This window comes from Pseudomonas sp. dw_358, assembly GCF_018449655.1.
GTDB lineage: Bacteria > Pseudomonadota > Gammaproteobacteria > Pseudomonadales > Pseudomonadaceae > Aquipseudomonas.
The window spans coordinates 1-21,137 of the sequence record NZ_JAAVUX010000004.1; the positions used below are offsets into that span (position 1 = coordinate 1).

The 21,137-nt window shown below is 62.2% G+C and carries 18 protein-coding genes and 1 pseudogene; 12 read left to right on the top strand and 7 right to left on the bottom strand.

Annotated features, from left to right (window positions below; translation table 11 throughout):
• The 4 genes and pseudogenes from HB675_RS07690 to HB675_RS07705 all read left to right on the top strand — a co-directional run.
• Positions 1-385: pseudogene (locus HB675_RS07690) on the top strand (type VI secretion system tip protein VgrG); the annotation flags it as partial.
• On the top strand, positions 382-2,139 hold the full coding sequence (locus HB675_RS07695) for a phospholipase D-like domain-containing protein (RefSeq protein ID WP_213877334.1): 1,758 nt from the start codon (positions 382-384) through the stop codon (positions 2,137-2,139). The pseudogene HB675_RS07690 and the gene HB675_RS07695, both read left to right, overlap by 4 nt.
• Positions 2,139-2,513: a hypothetical protein gene (locus HB675_RS07700; RefSeq protein WP_213877336.1), complete on the top strand. Its 375-nt coding sequence runs from the start codon at positions 2,139-2,141 to the stop codon at positions 2,511-2,513. The genes HB675_RS07695 and HB675_RS07700 overlap by 1 nt, the downstream gene beginning before the upstream one ends.
• On the top strand, positions 2,498-3,358 hold the full coding sequence (locus HB675_RS07705; protein WP_213877338.1) for a DUF6396 domain-containing protein: 861 nt from the start codon (positions 2,498-2,500) through the stop codon (positions 3,356-3,358). Before HB675_RS07700 ends, HB675_RS07705 begins: the two co-directional genes overlap by 16 nt.
• 265 nt (positions 3,359-3,623) lie before the next feature.
• Here the strand turns inward: HB675_RS07705 and HB675_RS07710 are convergent, their stop codons facing one another.
• Complete coding sequence (locus HB675_RS07710; RefSeq protein ID WP_213877340.1) at positions 3,624-3,845, bottom strand: hypothetical protein; 222 nt, start codon at positions 3,843-3,845, stop codon at positions 3,624-3,626.
• A gap of 73 nt (positions 3,846-3,918) precedes the next feature.
• Between HB675_RS07710 and HB675_RS07715 the strand changes: the two genes are divergently transcribed.
• From HB675_RS07715 to tssE, 7 genes are read left to right on the top strand one after another with little or no spacing between them, the layout of a single operon-like run.
• Complete coding sequence (locus HB675_RS07715; protein ID WP_213877341.1) at positions 3,919-5,109, top strand: hypothetical protein; 1,191 nt, start codon at positions 3,919-3,921, stop codon at positions 5,107-5,109.
• A gap of 22 nt (positions 5,110-5,131) precedes the next feature.
• Entirely contained in the window at positions 5,132-8,476 is a 3,345-nt protein-coding gene (locus tag HB675_RS07720; RefSeq protein WP_213877343.1) for an ImcF-related family protein, read from the top strand.
• Positions 8,476-10,035, top strand: coding sequence for a type VI secretion system protein TssA (gene tssA, locus HB675_RS07725; protein ID WP_213877350.1), 1,560 nt, complete (start codon positions 8,476-8,478; stop codon positions 10,033-10,035). Before HB675_RS07720 ends, tssA begins: the two co-directional genes overlap by 1 nt.
• A 22-nt stretch (positions 10,036-10,057) precedes the next feature.
• Complete coding sequence (tssF, locus tag HB675_RS07730) at positions 10,058-11,827, top strand: type VI secretion system baseplate subunit TssF (RefSeq protein WP_213877352.1); 1,770 nt, start codon at positions 10,058-10,060, stop codon at positions 11,825-11,827.
• A complete protein-coding gene (gene tssG / locus HB675_RS07735; protein ID WP_213877354.1) occupies positions 11,791-12,891 on the top strand; it encodes a type VI secretion system baseplate subunit TssG in 1,101 nt (366 codons plus the stop codon). The genes tssF and tssG overlap by 37 nt, the downstream gene beginning before the upstream one ends.
• Positions 12,872-13,411, top strand: coding sequence for a type VI secretion system lipoprotein TssJ (gene tssJ, locus HB675_RS07740; RefSeq protein ID WP_213877356.1), 540 nt, complete (start codon positions 12,872-12,874; stop codon positions 13,409-13,411). The genes tssG and tssJ overlap by 20 nt, the downstream gene beginning before the upstream one ends.
• Positions 13,408-13,848 (top strand): type VI secretion system baseplate subunit TssE, encoded by a 441-nt coding sequence (gene tssE / locus HB675_RS07745; RefSeq protein ID WP_213877358.1) that lies wholly within the window; start codon positions 13,408-13,410, stop codon positions 13,846-13,848. The genes tssJ and tssE overlap by 4 nt, the downstream gene beginning before the upstream one ends.
• Before the next feature lie 155 nt (positions 13,849-14,003).
• Here tssE and HB675_RS07750 read toward each other — a convergent pair whose 3' ends face one another.
• The 4 genes from HB675_RS07750 to HB675_RS07765 all read right to left on the bottom strand — a co-directional run bounded on the left by HB675_RS07750 (position 14,004) and on the right by HB675_RS07765 (position 17,811).
• Complete coding sequence (locus HB675_RS07750; protein ID WP_213877360.1) at positions 14,004-14,825, bottom strand: helix-turn-helix transcriptional regulator; 822 nt, start codon at positions 14,823-14,825, stop codon at positions 14,004-14,006.
• A gap of 65 nt (positions 14,826-14,890) precedes the next feature.
• A complete protein-coding gene (locus HB675_RS07755) occupies positions 14,891-16,300 on the bottom strand; it encodes a DUF2252 domain-containing protein (protein WP_213877362.1) in 1,410 nt (469 codons plus the stop codon).
• A gap of 24 nt (positions 16,301-16,324) precedes the next feature.
• Positions 16,325-17,194: an oxaloacetate decarboxylase gene (locus HB675_RS07760; protein WP_213877364.1), complete on the bottom strand. Its 870-nt coding sequence runs from the start codon at positions 17,192-17,194 to the stop codon at positions 16,325-16,327.
• 131 nt (positions 17,195-17,325) lie between these two features.
• Positions 17,326-17,811, bottom strand: coding sequence for a DUF2938 family protein (locus HB675_RS07765; protein ID WP_213877366.1), 486 nt, complete (start codon positions 17,809-17,811; stop codon positions 17,326-17,328).
• A gap of 139 nt (positions 17,812-17,950) precedes the next feature.
• On the opposite strand from HB675_RS07765, the gene HB675_RS07770 reads away from it, so the two are divergent.
• Entirely contained in the window at positions 17,951-18,760 is an 810-nt protein-coding gene (locus tag HB675_RS07770) for a DUF2242 domain-containing protein (protein WP_213877368.1), read from the top strand.
• 167 nt (positions 18,761-18,927) lie between these two features.
• Here HB675_RS07770 and HB675_RS07775 read toward each other — a convergent pair whose 3' ends face one another.
• Both HB675_RS07775 and HB675_RS07780 read right to left on the bottom strand, forming a co-directional pair.
• Positions 18,928-19,974: an AraC family transcriptional regulator ligand-binding domain-containing protein gene (locus HB675_RS07775; RefSeq protein WP_213877370.1), complete on the bottom strand. Its 1,047-nt coding sequence runs from the start codon at positions 19,972-19,974 to the stop codon at positions 18,928-18,930.
• Positions 19,971-20,975: a carbon-nitrogen hydrolase family protein gene (locus tag HB675_RS07780; protein ID WP_213877372.1), complete on the bottom strand. Its 1,005-nt coding sequence runs from the start codon at positions 20,973-20,975 to the stop codon at positions 19,971-19,973. The genes HB675_RS07775 and HB675_RS07780 overlap by 4 nt, the downstream gene beginning before the upstream one ends.
• Positions 20,976-21,137 lie beyond the last annotated feature (162 nt).

A 21,137-nucleotide genomic window follows, 5' to 3' on the forward strand; every position in this document is an offset into this window, starting at 1 on the left:
GGTGTCGCGAGAGGTGCTGCAGGTGGAGCTTCCCCAGGCTGGGAATGGCGCGAGCAAGGGGTGGGTCGGTATGCCCTACACGCTCTTTGCCGACGCCAGGCCTGTCGCTGAGGGCGTGATGGATGCAACCGGAAAGCTGCAGGTCAACCACCAAGCCATCACCCGTCGGTACCGCATCCAGATGGCGAACGGGCAGACTTTTCAGATTCCCGTTCCTGATGACTATCGCAACCCGGAGCAAGGGCTGCTGGCCAACATCGGGCTGCGCAACCACTTCTCGAACACCCATCCGGAGGTATTGGCCCCCGCTCACCATGCCGATCACCGCTCGGTCTATGACGCAGCGATGGAGCGCCGCAATAACAAAAACGGAGAAACACCATGAGCCACCTGGAAACCACTTTCCCGCTGTGCACCCGGTACACGAAAACGGTGATTTGCACGCCGAGATGGTACGTAGAGAACACGGAGTATCACCCGGTGCTCTGTACTTACCAACCGTTGATCAACGGTGAAGAAGCCTTCAAAGAAGTGCACCTGGCCATCGCAGCGGCCACCCGATCCGTGGACATCATCTGCTGGGGCTTCCAGCCGTCGATGTACTTCATTCGCGATCACAACTCACCCTGTATTGGCGAGTTGTTGCGCCAGAAAGCGAAAGAGGGTGTGCGCGTGCGGGTATTGGGCTGGGAGTTGGTTGCCAACCTTGCGGGTGCTGGAGGCGAGGCCAATCTGCCAGGAAGGTTTCCCTATATCGCGGACATGAAGTTGCAAAATTCTACGAAGCAACAACATGCCTACGACCATGAGTGGTTCAACCAGCACAGTGGAGATCCTGGCAAGTTTGCCTACGGCCTGGGCCGGGCTCAGCCTGTCTTTGTCAGTCGTGGTTTCTCTGGCACAGAGCGGGCCAGGATCGTCTGGGACGCGCGGGTCAATGCCCGCGACAAGGGGCTGAGTGCCAAGACCCTGGGCATATTGATGTTATCCGCCACTCATCACCAGAAAAGTGTGCTGGTTGACTACGAAGACCCGGCGAACGCTGTTGGGTTTGTCATGGGTCATAACATGCTCGACGAGTATTGGGACACCGACGCGCATTCAGCACTCAACCGAACGCAGCATCACTGGCCTGCCCCCGATGCAGGTGCACGGGGGCTTCTGCCCAGACAGGATATTTCCAGCAAAGTCACCGGTCCTCTCCTGGAACATCTTCACCATAACTTCGCCACGGCGTGGAGAGAGGTGCTGGGCGAAGACTTGATGAAGCTGCGCCAAGCCAAAAAGCTGGCGTGCGACCTGAAATGTGGCGAGGGCACCTGGCAAGTTGCACAACTGTTGCGCACCCAGGCACAAGAGGGCAAGCGTGATATCGAGACGGTCTACCTGCAAGCCGTCAACAACGCCTCGCAGTTTATTTATATTGAAAACCAGTACTTCCGCTGGCCGCCCTTGGCCGAGGCCATCAAGAAAGCGGCTGCCGATCAACTGGCCGGAAAGCGCGACCCGGCCAAGCATGGTTACTTGTATCTGTTTGTGGTCACCAATGACACCGATGACGGGGTGGGCAAGGCCAATGTGAATACCCAGCGAATGCTGGAGTGTCTGGGGCGTGCGGACACCATCCCGCACATCACCAAGTTACAGCGCATCGACAACATCAGTGTCCAGTGGCGTGATGACGAGGAGCGTGAGCGCAAGACCCGTGAAATCGAGGAATCCACAATCACCATGGAAGAAGTACCTGGCCTTAAAGTCCACGTGTGCTCGCTGGTGGCTAAAGATTCGCCCGCCGGCAAGCCCTGGACGCCGGTGTATGTGCACTCGAAGTTGATGATTGTGGACGATGTGTTCACGACCCATGGGTCGGCCAATATCAACACGCGCAGTATGCAGGTGGACAGTGAGCTGAACATTGCGCATGAGTGGGTGAGTGTGACGACGGCATTGCGAAGGCGGTTGTGGGCGTTGCACATGGGGAAGGCGGAAGCGGAAGTGCCGGATGATGCGAAGGAGGCGTTTGATGCGTGGACTTATATTCTTGAAGAAAATGTCGATCTTCGCGGTGAAAAAAACGCTCCTCATGGGGCTTTGGTGGAGTTTTATTACGGTGGAAAAACCAAGTGGGATTTGGATTGATGCGTAGTGTAGTGATTGTCATGGTTTTGATGGCGGCAGGCTGTAACAGCGGAAGTGATGAAAGTTCATCAAACAACAACGAGGCGCGTGTGAATCCATTCAATGATGTCCAGCCTGACTTGGCTTTTTCCTGTCAGTACGAGAAGATTCCGGCACCTGCTGCAGAAGCCGATTTGCTCTTTCAGTATGCCCGTTGGTTGCAGAAAAATAATGTGCTGATTCCGGATATTTCTGTTGATGCTGAAATTGAGCGATTGTATCGCATTGCCACCAATCATCAGCACTATAAAGCCAATATAAATCTTCAGTTGGGAGGCATGCGAGGTCGTTTAAAGTTGCGGGTGCTGAGCAGAGGCGGATGTCTCAGGAGCTGATAGACGCGGGCGTGGCGACGGGATATTTTTTTACCGCAATGGCTATTCAGCAAGGGTCGTGGAGACTCAAACAGGACTCCGAAATGGCGCTTAGATACTATCGCAGGGCCGCAGACGAGGGTAGCGCAGAGGCTCAGGCTTACGTTGGAGAGAAGCTCTACCCCGTTGATGTGATGCCCGCTGTAGGCCTTCAGCTACTGCGTTGTGCTGCTGAACAGGGGCACGGCCGCTCAGCGCTGAGGGTTGGGATACATCATAAAATAGCTGGACGGTATGAAGAGGCGCTAATCGCATTCCAACTGGGCGTGGCTGCCGGAAACGCTACCGCTGCAGGATTCCTGAAAGAGGGCTTTCGAGCACCGCCTGCGAGTAACAAGCTCCACTTTCTGGGCCAGCAAGCGGATCCCGAACGCGCCGAACGCGCCGAACGCTACAAAATAATCGGCGATCTGCTCTCCGCCTGGTACTACGCCAAACCCAAAGTCCCCGAGATCAACGACATCGTCCCCCTTCCACCGGCGCCACTGCCGGCCTGGGATGGAAAACTGCAGTGGGTAGAAGAACGCCTGGCCAACATCCCCCCGGAAAAACCCAGCGAAGAACTGATCAAACGCCTGGCCGACGAGAAACTGCTTGAACCCGCCACGGGTAGACCCATGCCCGGTTCCGCCGGCTTCGACGCCTCCGGTTTCCCGCTCAAAGCCTGCTACAGCGGCGATATCTGCCCGCAAACCGGCCCGCCTGGGTCGGGCGCCGCACGTGAGGTCAGCGCTCTATCAGTTGAACGAATGGTCAAACTTCTACAGGCCTTTGCCAGCATCACTGTGGTTCAGCCTGAAAGTTGAGGAGGTGCGCAAGTTGTTGATTGTCGAAAGGTGTCATCGGGCCGAAACATCAAGTGCTCGTTGTAAGGGGCACGGGAAACTTATACTCCAGAGTGTGACATTTAATTGTTAAACCGTCGGAAATTTCCTACACGTCTTCGGAAATTTCCGATCAGATGCTCTGAAACAAATTGTCATATGTTAGTGGGTGGTTTCCCCTTGTGCATATTTTCCAGGGTTGTAGTATTTTCGGTCTCACCCGGCGTCTTGCTTGAGTCCCCGTTCGTTACCATGGCGGGAATCGGAAGGCTACTTTTTTAATATGGCGTTGATCGTCATCTGTCATGAGTTGCTGAAAGGCTGGATGGCTGGCGATTGCAATCTGCAACACCCTATAACTAACAAGAGAGTTTATAAGCTCATGCAACTTGTCATCCGCCCCAGCGATAACATTACGGCTGGCTGTGCCGTCATCACCGCCAGTCCAAGTAAGAAGTTCAATCGCCATTCCACGCTCCAGCAACGTCTTGCCTGCACCGGCTCGTACATTTGCTCATGGCCCAAGGCCGGGAGGCTCTGACGTGCCCGTCGATCTCGATTCAGTGCCCGCCAAGCTGCCCATGCCCGGCACGCCGCGAGTCGGGCTGTGGGGCGCTATCGCGCTGCCCGGTTCACTGCTGGTCAGCGGCTTGATCGTGGTGTTCTGGCCGGAAAATATCTGGCGGCAGTCTTGGTGGTTCTGGGCCTGTGTGCTGGTGTTTCCGCTGGTAGGGGCGTTGTCCCTGTTTGCGTTCGGATTGCAGGCCTATGAACGGCGCCGCGATTTCGTCGGCAGCTGGAATCGCCAGCATGACGAGCGTATGCAAGTGCTCCTTGGCCAGGGGCAGCGGACCATTGCGGTGCTGGCGACTGCCTATGTCACCTCGGCTGGCGACGAGCGTTTGGCCAGGGCCATTCTCGGCGCGACTCGGCAGATGAAGCCGGCGTTTCTCGAGACGGACGGTTCGAGTACCTGTATGGGCTTGTTGAAGCCGCCGGCGGCGGATCGAGACGTGGACGAGTACCGGCGGCGGTTGCGCACGCACTTTGCTCATGTCCTGAAAAAGATTGAGCCAGCGGTGGCCAGGGCTGCAACCAGTGGTGTGGTGCACGTGCGCCTTCGACACGATGGCTTGCTCAGTGATGAAGCCATGCTTGGCCAATGGCAGGAGGCGAGCGCGAGTCTGCAGATTGTCAGTCAAGCCGTGATCGCCAGTGCCCCTCACGGTTTATTGTGGCTGGACCGCTGGATGGATGATGCCGAGGAAGGGCCCCCGGTGCTGTCGGTCGAAGTCAATCTCCTCCAGCAACCGGTGGCAGGTCAGGGTGAGTCCGTTTCGGCTGTGTTGCTGTCGCGCTCCGGTTGGGCCAGGCAGCACCAGTGGACGCCGTGCGCGTGGGTGCATCGACCTGTGATGATCAACGATCAAGCTGCCGGGCTGGCAGAGGCCTTGCGCTGGGGCAGGGCGCAATCCGGCGTACTGCCTCGCACCTGGTACTCCCAAGTGGATAAACCATTCATGCGTCAGCTGGCGTTGATCACCCATGCCTCCTACCAGCCGTTGAGCCTCGATACCTGTCATGGCCTTGACGATTGCATCGGCGCACCCGGCGCAGCGATCGGGAATCTGGCACTGGTTGTCAGCAGCGAGCAGGCGAGCACCGAAGGACGGGCACAACTGCTCTTGCTGATGGACTCTTTCCCCCAGGCCTGCGTTGTTCGACCGGCCTGACGCTCGATAGTAAGGAATCATTGTGCACAACAAACGCGTCAGCGTCTGGATGGTCGTCGCTTGCCTGCTGATTGTCGGCGGCATACTGATCTGGGTCGAAAATCCCCTGGTGACTCGTCAGGACGAAGCCGATCAGCTCAAGTGGTCGGTCAGCCTGCTGCTGGTCTGCCTTGCGTTCATCTTTCTCCAGGGATTGGGCAGCTGGGCAGTACAGACGTCGGGCGTCAGCGCGTTTGTTGCGCAATGGCGCAGCAAGCTCGGCCCCTCTCAAGGACTCGCTGCGGTGTCCAGCGAGACGCCACGGCTGCGCAGCGATGTGGCGGGGGTGGAGCGTTTGCACATTCATTTGCGCGATCACTACAGCTTGATCCGCCGCGTTCGGCTGCGTCTTTGGCTGGTGGTCGGTGAGGCGGGGTCCATCGAAGCGATTGCCCCCGGGCTCGCCAGCCACGGCTGGCTTGAAGTGCCCGGTGGCATCCTGGTGTGGGGCGGCAGTCTCCAGCATGCCATCGCGGGCAACATTGTTGCTTCATTGCAAAGGCGTCGACCCTATCGTCCCATTGATGGTGTCGTCTGGGCGCTTGACGAGGCCCAGCGTGATGATCGTGTCGCAGTGAGCGCCGGCACCTTTCACCTCCAGGCGTTCATGACCACTCTGCGCTGCAAGGCCCCCCTCTATCTCTGGCAGGTATGCGAGAGCCCGTGGTCGCAAAGCGATCGATCCAGTGAGACGGTGGGTTGCCTGCTGCCAGCCAGCGCCCAGTTGCTGGCGATCGAAGTTGCCTTGAAGGGGCTGATCGCGCCGCTACGCAGCGCCGGGACGGCCCAGTTTCAGGCCTGCATGAAGCATGACTTTCTCTGGCGGCTGTCTTTCAGCCTGAAGCAGAGCGGTATTGCCGCCTGGTGTCGCGCGCTTGAGCCGATCTTGAGCGAACTGGGGCGGGGTACGCCCTTGCGTGGCCTGGTGTTCAGCCTGCCCCATTCGGCGGTGGCGATCCCCGGAGCGCGGCACCGTCTTCTGGCCGACCCCTCATGGCTCGGTATCCTCAACGACCGCCAGGCGCCAAGCCGTCTGACCGGCCGCCACCCCCTGCGCGTGCTCTACCTCGGCGCCATGGCCGCCATGCTGGTGATGACCCTCGGCCTGGTGATTTCCTACGTCAGCAACCGCGCCCAGATCGCCGAAATCCCCCTGGCAGTATTGCAGGAACAGGGCGACGCTGCGGCCCGATTGAAAGCCCTGCACACGTTGGCCAGTGAGCTTAAGCGCTTGTCTGACCAGCAGCACAAAGGCGCCCCCTGGCGCCAGCGCTTCGGCCTCAACCCCAATGTCGAGCTCGGCAAGAAGCTCTGGCCGCTGTACGTCGAAACCCACAACACCTTGCTGCGCGACCCGGCCCGCGCAGCGCTGGAAGGCCATCTGATAGCCCTGCTGGCCGTCACCCCCGGCACCCCCCAACGCGCCGCAGCCGCGCAGACAGCCTACGACCCGCTCAAGGCCTACCTGATGCTGGCCGCCCCGGACAAAGTCGATCCAGCTTTCCTCGCCAACGCCCTGATGACCTTCGTCACTCCTGACGAAAGCGTCCCCAACCCCCTATGGCAGACCCTTGCCCCCGACCTATGGCGCTTCTACGCCGAACAACTGCCCAGCCACCCGGAATGGGCCATTCAGCCCGACCGCCAGCTGATCGCCCAGGCTCGTCAGGTCATGGTCGGCCAACTGGGCCAGCGCAACGGCGAAGCGGCCCTCTATCTGGAAGTGCTGGAGCAAGCCCGCAGCCACTACCCCGACCTGCAACTGTCGCAAATGACCGGCGACACGGACGTAGCCGCGCTGTTTGCCACGAAAAAAACCGTCCCCGGCCTCTACACCCGCCAAGCCTGGGAAGGCAGCGTCCGCGCTGCCATCGACACCGTCGCCCAGGGCCGCCGCGAGCAGATCGACTGGGTCCTCGGCGACCCGTCCGGCCATCTCGACACCGCGATGTCCCCCGAAGCCCTCAAGGCTCGACTCACCGAACGCTATTTCGACGACTTCAGCGACGTCTGGCTGACCTTTCTCAACAGCCTGCGCTGGCGTCCGGCCAATAGCCTGCCGGAAGTGATCGACCAGTTGACCTTGATGAGCGACATCCGTCAGTCGCCACTGATCGCTCTGGTCAACACCCTGGCTTACCAAGGCCAGACCGGCGCTCAGGGCCAGGCATTGGCCGAATCGCTGATCCAGTCCGCGCAACAATGGGTCAACCAGAAAACCCCGGCCATCGACCAAAACGTCCTTGGCCTGCGCGAGCCCTTGGACAAAACCTTCGGCCCGCTGCTGAAGCTGGTGGATCAATCCCCCGACGCCCATAACCTGCAAACCTTCCTCACCCGTGTCACCCGCGTGCGCCTGAAACTGCAACAAGTCAGCAACGCCCCGGACCCGCAAGCCATGACCCAGGCCCTGGCGCAAACGGTTTTCCAGGGCAAGGGTATCGACCTCACCGACACCCGCGACTACGGCAGCCTGATTGCCGCCGGCCTGGGCGCACAGTGGAGCGGCTTTGGCCAGAGCCTGTTCGTACAGCCGTTGAATCAGGCCTGGCAAAGTGTGCTGCAACCTTCGGCGGCCAGTCTCAATCGCCAGTGGCAGCGCCATATCGTCGACCACTGGAACAGCGCTTTCAGCGGCCGCTACCCGTTCGCCGGCTCCGGCAGCGACGCCTCCCTGCCGATGCTGGGCCAGATGATCCGCAGCGGCACCGGGCGCATCGACCAGTTCCTCGCCGGCCATTTGGGCGGCGTCTTGAGAAAGGAAGGCGACCAATGGGTCGCCGACAGCCGCCACAGCCAGGGCCTGAAATTCCACCCGGACTTCATCAAGTCGATGAATCAGCTCAGCCACCTGGCCGACGTGCTCTACACCGATGGCAGCCTCGGCCTGCACTTCGAGCTGCAAGCCAAAGCTGTGCGCGACGTTGTCCAGACCACCTTTGTGCTCAACGGCCAGACGATGGCGTACTACAACCAGCGCGAAAGCTGGCACCGCTTCCCATGGCCGGGACGCAGTGACTATCCCGGCATGCATTTGACCTGGACCAGCGTAAAAGCCAGCAACCGCTTGTTCGGCACTTACGACGGGCCCTGGGGGTTCATCCGCTGGCTGGAGCAGGCCCAGGTCACGCCACTGGATGACAGCGACACACGTTATCAGCTGGTGCTGACCGCACCTGACGGCATTGACCTGACCTGGTTCATGCGCACGGAGCTGGGCCGTGGGCCGTTGACGTTATTGCAGTTGCGAGGGTTCAGGTTGCCGTCGCAGATTTTCATGACACAGATCGCCAGCACCGAACCCGGCGCGGCGCGAGGAGAGAGCTGATGAAATTGCAAGAACTGGTCCGTGCCTGTCTGGCGCCGGGGGAAGATCTGCCGTTGCCAGCCGAGCTGATAAAACCCTGGGAGTCCTGGTTGCAGCCGCTGAAGGGGGATAGCGACGCGAGCCGCGAGGACGACTACCAATACCTGCGCGAGGAAGTCGGCAAGACCTCCGGAATCGATGCCGAGTACGCGCAAATCCTGGCCGAGCGGCTGTTCACCCAGCGCACCAAGGATCTGCGCGTCGCCGTCTATTACCTCTGGGCGCGCACCCAGGCGGCTGGCCTGACCGGGTTGGCGGATGGTCTGATCTTGCTGGCCGGAGTGCTGGCGCGCTTTCCCGATACGGCGTTCCCGGTCCGATTGCCCAGCCGTCGCTCGGCGTTGCAATGGGTGGCTGGTGCCAAAGTGGTGAATGGCCTGGCGTTGCATCCCGATGCGATCAAAGTCGATATTCAACGCGCCCTGGGGGCGCTGGTCTGGCTGGAGCAGCTCTTCGAGGCCTGGCCGGAGCCCCAGCGTCCCCCCCTCGTCGGGCCACTGACCAACGCGATCGCCGCCATCCTTGCGCGCTCGTCAGACAGCAAGGTGCAGCCCCGGACCAGCGCACCGTCGCAGGTCAATCAGCTGCCTGACGCGCAGGCCATGCCGCGGTCCGGACGCGACGTGTTGGATCAGGGAAAATCCATGGCCAGGTACCTGCGTGACCAGCCCCTGGGCTGGCTCGCCGGGCACAGACTGATGACGGTATTGCGCTGGGATACCCTGCAGCAACTGCCGTTGCTCAATGGCGCCGGTCATACCCACTTGATGCCGCCACGCAACGAACACCGCGCTCAATTGAAGAATCTGCACGCCCTTGAGCAGTGGCACGAGCTACTCGGTGCCGCCGAGCGTCTGTTCCTGGAAGGTGCCAATCATTTCTGGCTGGACCTGCAATGGTATATCTGCGAAGCGCAGTCCAGGCTTGCGGCCCCCCATAAAGCCTGGGGTGACATCGTCAAGCGTGACCTGGGCATGTTCCTCGAACGCCTGCCGGGCCTGGAGGCCATGCATTGGAGCGATGGCTCACCCTTTGCCGAGCCCGCGACCCGTGACTGGATCGCCCGGCAAGTCAGCGGCAACCAGCCGGGGCAGTGGCTGAATGTACCTGAAGCCAGTCAGTCGGATGACGTGCTGGCGCTGGAAACGCAAGCGCGGGAACTGGCCGACAGCAACGGGATCGAAGCCGCCCTGGCCTGGCTGCACGAGCGCTCTGACGTCCAGGGCGGTCGCGAGCGTTGGCAGTTGCGATTGATCATGGCTCGGGTCGCCGAGCAATACGGCAAGACCGACCTGGCGTTTCACCTTCTGGGTGATCTCGAGGCCACGTTACTGCGTCTGGGGCTGCATGGGTGGGAGCCGGCAACAAGCTTCGAGGTGCAGGCTCGCCTGCTCAGGCTGCTGCGCCAGAAAGCTCGCTGCAGTGAGGCTGACAAACCGGCCTTGAACCAGCGAACGGCTTCACTGCTGGGCTCGCTGGTGGCCATCGATCCGGTGCGCGCGGCGGTGCTCTGTGGCTGACATTCCTGATCGGGAAACGGCCATGGGGGACGATAACCCGACCCTGCGTTATTTCGAGGCCGAGATGCGCTACTTGCGCGAAGCCGGCAAGGAGTTCGGCGAGGCGTACCCGGACCGTGCCGCTTATCTGCACATGGACAAAGCCGGTGCGCGGGATCCTTACATCGACCGACTGTTCGAAGGCTTTGCGTTCCTCATCGGACGGCTGCGAGCCAAGCTCGACGATGACTTGCCAGAGCTGACGGAAGGGTTGGTCAGCCTGTTGTGGCCGCATTATCTGAGGGCCATCCCGTCGTTGTGCATCGTACAGCTGCAACCCGACCTTGCCTTGATGAAACACGCGGAACCTGTCGGCAAGGGCTTGGCGGTGTTGTCTCGCCCCATTGGGGCGAGTGGCACCCGCTGCCAATACCAGACGACTCGGGATGTGGTGTTGCGGCCTCTGGCCGTGACGGCGCTTCGGGTGGAACGCGAAGCCGACGGCCGCTCGCTGTTATGCATGCGCTTTGACTGTGGCGCCATGGCGGACTGGGAGCGAATCGATCTGCGCGAACTGTCGCTCTATCTTGACGCCGATGGCCCGACGGCGAGCGCGCTGCACCAAGCGCTGACGCGCAAAGTCGACGCCGTCTATGCACGCATGCCTGATCAGCCCGTTCGACAACCATTGCCGGCGGTGTTCTCGGCGGGTGGTTTCAGCACAGCCGATCGCCTGTGGCCGAGTGCCAACAGTGCATTCAGCGGCTATCAGTTGTTGCTGGAGTATTTCACCTTTCGCGAAAAATTCCTGTTCGTCACCTTAAGCGGTCTTGAGCACATCACCCTCGTTCCCCGGCAGACCTGGTTCGAGTTGCAAGTGGTGTTGAGCGAGCACTGGCCGGCTGAGCTCAAGCTGGCGGCCGACAACCTGCGATTGCACGCGGTGCCGGTGATCAACCTGTTTACCCTGGAAGCGGACCCCCTCACGCTGGTGCCTTTCCAGAGTGAATACCTGATGCGTCCGATGCGCTTGCAGGACGGCCATACCGAGATATTTTCAGTGGATGCCGTCAGCGGTTCCAAGGGTAATCAACGCCATGAATATGTGCCCTTCACCGGTTTTCGGCACCAGGGCGCAATGCTTCGCGACGAGGCGCCGGAACGCTATTTCCATACTCGGCTCAAGCGCGGCGCCAACGGCTTGCACGACACCTGGCTGGTGTTGGGCGGGGAGGCTTTCGACCAGGACCAGTCGGGCAAGCGCCAATGCCTGTCGCTGCGCCTGACCGGTACCAACGGTCAGCTACCCAGGCGGGCCTTGACCAGCACCTTGCTGGACAGCCTCGCGCAAGCCAGTCCGACCGGCTTGCAGGTGCGCAACCTCGGTGCCCCGACCTTGCCGTGTTACCCGCCCAGCCGTGACCGGTTTCACTGGCGAGTGCTCAGTCATCTGGGCTCGACCTACTTGTCGATGATGGACAATGCCGAAGTCCTGCGCGGGACCCTGGCGCTCTACGACTGGAGTGGGAGCGAGACCAATCGCCGGCGGCTGGCGGCCATTCTCCACGTGCGTCATTCGCTCATCCAGCGCTTTGAAAAGAATTACGTCCTGCGGGGGGTCGACATCGAAGTCACGTTGGACAGCACAGGCTTCATGGGGGAGGGAGACATCGGCCTGTTCGGCGAGATGCTCCACCAGTTCTTCAACATTTACGCCGACGTGCATTTATTCAACCGACTGACGCTGGTCCTCCAACCTTCAGGGAAAAAGCTGCGATGGAACGAGAATCACAGTCCGCACACTCCCGGCTGATCGCCAGCCAATTGCTCGATATCGTTGCAGACCACGTCAGTCAGGCCAATGTCTACCGCTTCTGTCAGTTGCTGGAACTGGCGCTTCCGGGGAACCCCCCTTTGGGCAGTACCGACTCGCCGGCCGATGACCCTGTGCGTTTTCGACCGCATCCCGGCATGGGGTTCGCGGCCAGCGAGCTGAAGTCCATCGAGTTCGATCTCCGCGACCCCGGGCGTCCGGCGACCGTACGCACTCGGGTTCTGGGGTTATACGGGGTCGACTCTCCCATGCCCGGCGTCTACCTGGATGACATTGCCCAGGGCCGTGAGGGGCATGAGGCGCTGGAAGCCTTTCTGGATATTTTCAACCATCGGATCTTCACCCAGTTCTATCGAATCTGGCGCAAGTACTCCTATCCGGCGTCGTTCGAGCCCGGCGGCACCGATGGCACGTCACGCTGCCTGCTGGGGCTGGTGGGGTTGGGCATTCCGGGTACTGCGGCGCAGATCGCCACGCCTGTGTCCCGCTTCCTGGCCCTGCTCGGCATCATGAGACTGCCGACCCGCAACGCTGAAGGCGTGGTCGCCCTGGTGAGTCTGCTGGCGCCCGACACCCGGGCCACGGTACGGGGGCATTGCCCTGTGCCGGTGATGATGGAACGGCCGCCCCGCCTGTCGCCGGAACATCCCGTCCGGCTGGGCCAGGGTGTCCCGTTGAGCGGCGTCGGGGTGGACATGAACAGCCACATCAGCCTGCTGCTCAGTACCGATGACATGAGCGAAGGCAACGGCTGGCTGCCGGGCAGGCCCCTGTTGCAGGACTTGCTGGTGCTGTTGCGAGTGTATCTGGGTTGGCGCTGTGGGGCGCGCCTGTCCTTGTCGCTACCGGTACGTTGCGTGCCACCACCCAGGCTCGGCGAGCCCGGCTTGCTGTTGGGCATGACTGCCGTCATGGCCTGCAGTGATACCGATGACCACCCCCCGGAAAATGCACGTATCACCCTCGACGTCGGTGCCTATCACGCACTGACGCCACATCCTGAACCCTTCAAGGAGGCAGAGCATGTCGACTTTTCCGCTTGAGCGCTGGCTCATCCTGCTACTTGCCGCCGGCCTGCTGTCCGCCTGCGGCGTGGCCCAACGGGTCGGCGACGGCGCCCAGGCCACGGCCAGTGCGATCTTCTACAAACAGGTGAAAACCCTGCATCTGGACTTTACCGCCCGCCCGGCGCTCAACACCGACAGCAGCGACGTCCGGGCCCTCTCGGTGCCGGTCTTGCTACGGGTCTATCAGCTGCGTGACAGCCAGGCATTGACTCAGTCGGCCTACCAGCAGCTGTTGGCCGATGACAACAGCGTGCTTGGCGCCGCGCTGCTGACCGAGCATCAGGTGATCGTCAAACCCGGGGAGGGCGCGCAGTTGAGCGTGCCGTTGGCCGAACAGGCTTCGGCCGTCGCCGTGGTCGGTTTGTTTCGAGACGCCCGAGGCAGCGATTGGCGCTTGTTGTTGTCCCGCGACGAGCTGGAACCCGAGCGCGCCAGGGTCATCGAGCTGAACGATCGCGCATTGAGTCTGCAAGCCAAAGCCCGGGAGGCCTCATGAGTCTGGACAAACCCTCGATGTACGAAATCCTGCTGATGAACTTCAGTGGCGAGATCGACCTGCACCGTGTCGCCGAAAACGACCAGATTGCCTTGTCCGTACTCGACAACATGCAGCGCATCCTTAACAGCCGTGAAGGCGCTTTGACTCACCTGCAGACCTACGGCCTGCCGGACATGAGTGAAATTCTGCAAGGCCTGCCGGGCACCGCGCACCGCTTGATGCAGATCTTGCGGGCGTGCCTGCTCAAGCACGAGCCGCGGGTGGCCAATGTGGCGGTGCAGTTGTTGACGCAACGCGAGCCGGGCTATCTCGACTATGCCTTGCAAGTCGAGATGAAGGACGGCGAGCGCGCTACCTTTGCCACACTGGCCCAACCTCAGGGCAAGTTGGTGCTGCGCCATCTCAGGCAGCATTACAGGGCTCGCACACCCTGAGCAGGTGGTCGGCCTTGCAGGCCTGCCTGTGTTCCAGCTTCATCTTGCAGGCGATGAAGGCGTCAGGCCGACGCGCATGCCGGCTTGCAGAATCCATGGGTCGGTGAGGGGATGGTTCAGGCTCATGGCGAGAGAATTCACGCGAATATTTCTCATTATCCTTGCGGCTGCATCAGTGTCTCCACCAGCAGTCGATCGGCCTCGCTGGCCGGGTTGTAGACCAGCAGGCTGAGGTCTGGCCGGCCGTCCACGGCGAACGAGGAGTACTCCAGGGTGATGCAGCCGACTTTCGGGTGATGCAGTTGCTTCAGGCCGTCGCCGTGAGTCTGCACGTTGTTGTCGTTCCACATGGCGGCAAATTCCGGGCTGGTTTCGCTGAGCTCGGCCACCAGTTGTTCAATCTCGGCGTCGGCGCCGGCCCGGGCTGCATCGATGCGGAACGAGGCCACCACAAATCGAGCCACTGCTTGCCAGTCGGTCTGCATGGCGCGAATGCGCGCCTGGCTGAACATCAGGCGCAGAATATTGCGCTGCTTGGGGGCCAGCAGGCTGTAGTCGGTGAGCACCGCAGCCGCCGCGCGGTTCCATGCCACCACATCCCAGGTAGCGGTGCGCACGACGGCCGGGCTGTGGGTCAGTATATCCAGCAGCCGTTGCAGGCGCGGGGTGATGGCATCGGCGACCCGGTACTGCACTTGCGGCGGGCGTCCCAGGCCGATCAGGAACAGGTGTTCGCGCTCCACTTCGGTCAGGGTCAGGGCGCCGGCGATACGGTCCAGCACTTCAGCCGAAGGCTGGCCGCCTCGACCCTGTTCGAGCCAGGTGTACCAGGTGGCACTGATGTTGGCGCGCTGGGCGACTTCTTCGCGGCGCAGCCCAGGGGTACGCCGTCGACCGCCGGCCAGCCCGAAGGAGGCGGGGTCGAGCTTGGTACGGCGGTTCTTGAGGTAGGTGCCGAGGGGATTGCCAGGGGGCATGGCGAGTCAGCCTTTAGAGGTTTATACCGCAATAGTCAGGTGACTTTACCCCGATGAGTGGGCCATCAGGGCAAATGATCCGCAGCAAAGTCCGCCTCCGACCGTGCCCGCAAACGCCCGTCTCGACAGGCTTTCTGGAAGATCTCGAAATCCCGTTCATTCTGCGCTGCATAGCCAAGGGCGTATTGCAGCAAGGCGTCGGCCAAGGCATCGCTCTGGCCGATGTAACCGCTGATGCACGCCGCCATGCCCGAGGCCTTGGCGTGGGCGCGGGCCAGGGCGCGGCCGCAGAGGCGGGCATAACCGCCGAAGGTCTCGGCGTCGAAGGTTTCCAGTTCTGCCGAGACTTTCATGTCGCGCAGTTGGCGCACGTAGAAATCCCGCCCGCTGGGTGCCCGGGTCCAGCCCAGAAACAGGTCGCTGGCCGATTGCATCAGGCGTTGGCCTTCCACCACCCGTTGCCCTTCGTGGCGCAGCGGCGATTTGGCGTCCACGTAACCGGCCAGCACCGAGCGGCGGGCTTCCTTGAATTGCAGGAACAGCGGGTGATGCTGATCATCGGTCAGCAATGCCACCAGGCAGCGCGTGCCGACACTGCCCACGCCCACCACCTTGAAGGCCAAGTCATGGACCTGGAAGCGGTCGAGCAGGGCGCGGCGGTCATCCTGCAAGGTGGTGCGATAGTCCTTGCGCAAGGCGTCGTACAGCGGATGCCAGTTGTTCATGCGCAGCCAGTCATCGTTGGCATCCAGCAGCGAGCTCTTTTTGTGCAGATGGAAAATCTGCGGCAGGTCGTCGCGAATCAGCAGATGCCCGTGATGGTCGCGTTCGGTGATCTTGGGCAGCAGGCGCGCGTGTGTGCGGCGCTGGGCTTTCTCCATGGCGCGCTGGATGTGGGCCAGGGTCGCCTTGCCCAGCGGTTCGTTCATCAGGTCATCGTAGGTGATGGCGTGATACCAGGTTTCCAGTGCGCCCAGTTCGCGGCTGTCGGTCACCGATTGCTGGTAGGCACCCACCACCTGTCGGCACACCTCTTCCTGCACGCTGGCGCTGTGGTTCAGGTGTCGCGCGGCAATCATGAAGCTCGCCACCAGGCGCTTGAGGTCCCATTCCCAGGGGCCAGGGTGGGCTTCGTCGAAGTCGTTGACGCCGAACAGCAGGTTGCGCTCCGGCGTGGCGAAACCGCCGAAATTCATCAGGTGGCAGTCACCGCAGATCGGCGTGACCAGGCCCATGTTCGGCGTGCCTGCCAAGTCGTGGGCCTGCAGCAGCGCGTTGCCGCGATAGAAGGTAAAGGGCGATACCAGCATGCGTCCGTAGCGCAGCGGCACCAAGGCCTTGACCCGGCCCTTGCTGGAGGTCTCGATCAGCGGCAGCGGGTCGCGACGGGTGTCGCCCACCTCGGCCTGGCTGGCCCGTGGGCATTGCCGGCGGGCGTGCTTGCCGCGGGCAATGAGCGACTGGGTTGAAGTCATGAGGCCCCTTGAGGCGTGGCGCCGCTACTCCTTGACATCCATGAACTCGCGGGCCCAGGAGGTGTAGGTTTCCGGCAGTGTGTAGGTGTGAGTCAGCTCGGTGGCCGTCAGGTTGCTGGTGCTGCGGGTCAGGCCGCGCTGCTCGCGCAGGCTGTCGTAAGTGGCCTTGATCGCCGCAAAGTAGGCGCCGTGGCCGGCGACGACGATGCGTACGCCCAGTCTGGCCAGGCGCTCGTTGTCATTGAGCTGCGGGTTGCCGTAGGTCACCAGCATCAGCGGGATGCTGAGGCCTTCGGCGATCTTTTCCAAGTGGTCGAAGTCTTTCACGCCGACCATGCAGATCCCGTCGGCCCCGGCCTTTTCATAGGCCTGGGTGCGGTGGATGACTTCTTCGGTGGACAGTACGCCGGCATGAGTACGGGCGATGATCGACAGTTCCGGGTCGACCCGGGCTTCGAGGGCCGCGCGGATCTTGCCGATGCCTTCGGCCACAGAGATCAGGTCGGTGGACTTGCGGCCGAATTGTGCCGGCAGCAGGGTGTCTTCGATGGTCAGCGCGGCGACGCCGGCGTGTTCCAGTTCGACCACGGTGCGCATGACGTTGAGCGCATTGCCATAGCCATGGTCGGCGTCGGCGATGAAAGGCAATTGCGCCACCCGGCCGATGCGTCGGGCCTGTTCGGCGAATTCGGTGAGGGTGATCAGGGCAAAGTCGGGCGCGGCCAGCACTTGCAGCGAGGCGACCGAGCCGCCGAGGATGCCGACTTCAAAGCCCAGGTCGGCGGCAATGCGGGCCGACATGGGATCGAACACGGAAGCTGTGTGGTAGCAGGACGTCGAGCCGAGCAATTGACGGAAGGCGCGGCGCAGGCCTTGATGGGAAATTCTGGACATGGATTGCTCCGAAGACAGGCGGAATCTGGCGGCTGGCGTCAGGGCCAATGGGCACGGATCAGCAACTTATCATAGGAAAAGCGCTTGCTGACACGTTTTTGCTCCATGTTTAATCACCTGCGTCGAATGATTCAAGCACGTGCCAGCAGGGCAGTACCGTACAAACCGATGGCAAACACCACGTGCCCGGCGATGTTCAAGCCCCTGGCCAGGTTGGGATTGGCGGCCTTGGAGCAGGCGACCCCGACGCCCATGCCCGGCTGCAGAATGAACCAGCCGGCCCCGACGGTGACCAGCCCGACCGTCAGGGCGGCCCCGAATGTCGGCGTCGCGGCCCATTGCATGCCCCAGATCAGCAGCAGCGCCGCCGCGAACAGAATGCCGACCACATAGTGCATCACCCAGCCGATCGCCAGCTCCCCGGACACCGGCGTGCAGTTGGGGATGCCTTCGCGGCGTACGAGCAGCCCGTGGGGCAGGCCGGCGAACCAGCGTCCGACCAGATGCCAGGGCGGCAGAGGCAGGCTGAACAAACGGTTGAGCAGCAGGTTCCAAAGGTCGAGCAGTGCAGTAGCGCCAATGCCCAGGAGAATGGCGTGGGAGAGGAAGGTGTGCATGGAGGCCCTTGAAAGAGGTCGGTGCCAGAAAAATAGCATGTCGAGTGGGTATTTGCCGGGTCACCCACCCCACATTTCATACTCCACTCGCCCTCAATGTGTAGCACAATAGGCGTTGGTCATTTTTACGGGATGCGTAATGTCAAACTCTACCGTCGTCGCCGGTGCAGGCCTGGCGGCCCTGCTGGCTGTGCTGAGTGGCTGCACGACGACCAAGCCCTTGTACGATCATGAAAACTTCGATGACGCCGGCACGTTCTCGCGCAATTACCCGGTCAGTGACCTCGCTTCCTGCGAAGCGGCGCGCCGGGCATTGCTCAGCCAGGGCTACATCATCACCAGCACCGATCCCAAGCTGGTGGCCGGGCACAAGAGCTTCCAGCAGACCGGCGATACGCACATGGAGATCAGCTTCAACATTGTCTGCGCCAGCGACAGCAGCAACGATCACAACTCCACGGTGTTCGCCAACGCGCTGCTTGATCGTTATGCCCTGAAAAAGACCAACCAGTCGGCAACCCTTGGGGTCGGTGTGCTGGGTTCGGTGTCGATGCCCATCGGCTCCAGTGACGACTCCATGGTCAAGGTCGCCAGCGAGACGGTCTCGGCGGATACCTTCTATGATCGCTACTTTGCCCTGGTGGAGAATTTCCTCCCGCCCGAAGCGAAGAAAGCCGCGCACATCCCCGAGAAGCCCAGCACCGACCTCGGGGTGCCGGAGCCGGCCAAGTCCAAGCCCGCCAAGCCCGTAGCCCCAAGCCCTGATCCGACACCGAGCGCCACCACCGCACCGGCGTCGCCCCCTGCGGCCCAGCCCGACCCGACCGTGCAGTCCGAACCGGTCGCGCCAGCGACCGAGAACAAGCCCATCGAAGCGCAACCGGCCCCGCAGGCCGAACCGGTCAGCTTGCCGGAGCAGCCTGTCAGCAGCACCCCGACGGCGCCTTGATCGCGGTCATGATTTGTTCACCGCAGGCGGCTATGCTCGGGGTTCAGATCAGTCGCGCTTGAAAGGAGGCGCTTATGGACGATTATCAGGAAGAATGGCTGGAAAGCCGTGCGTTCGAATTCGATCCGGCAGAACCGGCGGACGATGCCACTGAGTTGTAACCCGCTTCAATCGTCCCGTGCCGACAAGCCTCGCCGAAACGCCCCGGGGGTCTCTCCGGTCCAGCGCTTGAACGCGCGGGCAAACGCCTCGGCCGAGGCAAAACCCAACACGAACGCAATTTCGCCAAAGGTCAGGTCGGTGTCACGGATATAGGTCGTGGCCAGGTCCTGGCGCGCGTCATTGAGCACGGTGCGGAACGAGGTGCCTTGCTCGGCGAGTTTGCGGCGCAAGGTCCATACCGGCAATTTCAGACGCAGGGCCACCTCTTCCAGGCTCGGCTCGCGACCACTGCCGAGCAGTGGCCCCAGCAGGCGAGTGATGCGCTGGCCGAGGCTGTAGGTCCGTGTCATCTGCTCAAGCTGTTGTTCGCACAGGGCCTGCAGCGCTTGCCATGTCCCGGGGCAATAGGCCGGATTGGCAAGCGCCAGAGTACCCTTGTCCAGGCGCAGCTGGTTGGCGCCTGCGCCAAATTGCACGGTGCTCCGGCTCAGACCTGCATAGGCACTGGTGTAGTCAGGAGCGTCGAACTCGATCTCGATCCGCTCGGCCACCAGTGTCTGCCCGGCCACCTGGGACAGCTGCTGCAACCAGCCGCCGAGCACCGAGTCGACCACAAAGCGGTTGAAACCGTTGTACGGGCTCAGGGAGTACAGCCGCAGCCAGGCACCGCCGGCGTCTTCATGAAAGCTGCCCTGACCGCGGTAGTTGGAGGCGTACAGCGCTTCGAAGCGGATCAGCATGCGCGCGGCATCGCGCACGGTAGGAGCCTGGGCGGCGGTGACGCCGGCCAGCCCCAGTTGCGCCAGACGACAACAGCGGCCCATGGACAGGCCCAGCGCCGGGTCGCCGGCCAGTTGCATGGCGGCATGGCCCAGACGCATGTAGCGCGGGATCGACAGGCGCCCGCCGGGTTCGGCAAGCCGCTGCGGGTCAAGACCGTAGTGGGCCAGCAAGGGCAAAGGATCATGACCGGCCTCGCGCAGGGCGGCGGCCAGGCTGTGGACGAAGCCGGTGGAGAGGTCGCCCAGACGCACCGGGGTTCGTCGATTCACAGCCACAGGTTGACCAGCCGCGCGCCTTTGCGCGGTTCACTGATGGCCTGGTTGCCTGCTCCACCGACGACGTTGTGGCCGGTCGCGGTCTCATCCCACAGCCGTCCGCCGAGGGCCACGCCGACATGACTGATGGTCTCGGGGACATGGCCGTGGCTATTGCCGCTGACCACGATCAGGTGGGCGCCGGCGCGGATCAGTTCGTCATAGTGGCTGGGCTCGTCGGCGTCCGCACCCAGCAGAATGCCCAGGCGCCCGGCCGGTGTGTCGATCACTTGCAGCGCCTGCTCGCCGGCACCCTCCAGCACCGCGCCCTGGGCCTCGGAGCGCGACAGTTCGCGCTGGGGCTGGCCCAGCGCCAGACCATCGGCACCGAACACCAGGCTGGTGTTGTACAGCCGCCCATGGCCGATGGTCAGGCGGCCTTGCTCCACCGTCGGCGTCGGCAGCACGATGGAGCCGGCCACCAGAGTCACACCGAACTCCTTGGCCAGGCCGCCGAACAGCTGCTGATAGTTGTCCGCCATGCTGGTGGCCTTCATCCGCAGCCAGGTATCGGCCACGCGGTCACTGCCCCGGGCCTGAACCCAGGCGCTGACAAACTGCAGCGGGTTGCGCAGCAACAACCATTGCAAGGCGACTTCGCGCTGGCTGGCGTCGTACAGCTCCTGCTTCTCGCCCATTGCCCATAGCCAAGTGCCGATGTGCTCAGGCAACACCACCACCGTACGGGGTCCCAACAACCCCTGTTGGCGTGCCTGCTGCAGGTAGGCAGCCAGCTTCAGGTGCAGGCGATGGCGGCTGCGGTAGTCCCCTGAAAACAGCTCCGGCTGCACGCCGAGCAGATTGCCGCGCTCGCCGGGGATGCCTTCGTTGAGCGCCAGTTGCACGCGCAGATCGGACAGGTAATGCCCCGCCGGCCGCTCCCGGGACCACAGGCCATAGCTGCCGGCGGCCAGCGCGGCTGCGAGCAGAAGCGAGGTGGTGAGTAATTTGCGCATGGAGAGGGGCGGGGACTTTGGCAGACGACAAGTCGCCAGTATCGACGATGGCCATGGTCCCCGTCGAGGGATGGCCAGTCCTGGGGTGCTCATTACGATCAATAATCTGTCATTTTAAGTCATTGAGCCGTGCACGCCTGCGCTTTACTGTCCATCCTCATC

Bases quoted from the DNA above. Each gene is read 5' to 3' on its own strand.
- tssJ (WP_213877356.1), top strand. From the start codon at position 12,872: ATGTCGACTTTTCCGCTTGAGCGCTGGCTCATCCTGCTACTTGCCGCC.
- HB675_RS07710 (WP_213877340.1), bottom strand. From the start codon at position 3,845: ATGGCGATTGAACTTCTTACTTGGACTGGCGGTGATGACGGCACAGCC.
- HB675_RS07750 (WP_213877360.1), bottom strand. From the start codon at position 14,825: ATGCCCCCTGGCAATCCCCTCGGCACCTACCTCAAGAACCGCCGTACC.
- HB675_RS07705 (WP_213877338.1), top strand. From the start codon at position 2,498: ATGTCTCAGGAGCTGATAGACGCGGGCGTGGCGACGGGATATTTTTTT.
- tssE (WP_213877358.1), top strand. From the start codon at position 13,408: ATGAGTCTGGACAAACCCTCGATGTACGAAATCCTGCTGATGAACTTC.
- HB675_RS07765 (WP_213877366.1), bottom strand. From the start codon at position 17,811: ATGCACACCTTCCTCTCCCACGCCATTCTCCTGGGCATTGGCGCTACT.
- HB675_RS07780 (WP_213877372.1), bottom strand. From the start codon at position 20,975: ATGCGCAAATTACTCACCACCTCGCTTCTGCTCGCAGCCGCGCTGGCC.
- tssF (WP_213877352.1), top strand. From the start codon at position 10,058: ATGGGGGACGATAACCCGACCCTGCGTTATTTCGAGGCCGAGATGCGC.
- HB675_RS07755 (WP_213877362.1), bottom strand. From the start codon at position 16,300: ATGACTTCAACCCAGTCGCTCATTGCCCGCGGCAAGCACGCCCGCCGG.
- HB675_RS07700 (WP_213877336.1), top strand. From the start codon at position 2,139: ATGCGTAGTGTAGTGATTGTCATGGTTTTGATGGCGGCAGGCTGTAAC.
- HB675_RS07770 (WP_213877368.1), top strand. From the start codon at position 17,951: ATGTCAAACTCTACCGTCGTCGCCGGTGCAGGCCTGGCGGCCCTGCTG.
- HB675_RS07760 (WP_213877364.1), bottom strand. From the start codon at position 17,194: ATGTCCAGAATTTCCCATCAAGGCCTGCGCCGCGCCTTCCGTCAATTG.
- HB675_RS07695 (WP_213877334.1), top strand. From the start codon at position 382: ATGAGCCACCTGGAAACCACTTTCCCGCTGTGCACCCGGTACACGAAA.
- tssA (WP_213877350.1), top strand. From the start codon at position 8,476: ATGAAATTGCAAGAACTGGTCCGTGCCTGTCTGGCGCCGGGGGAAGAT.
- tssG (WP_213877354.1), top strand. From the start codon at position 11,791: ATGGAACGAGAATCACAGTCCGCACACTCCCGGCTGATCGCCAGCCAA.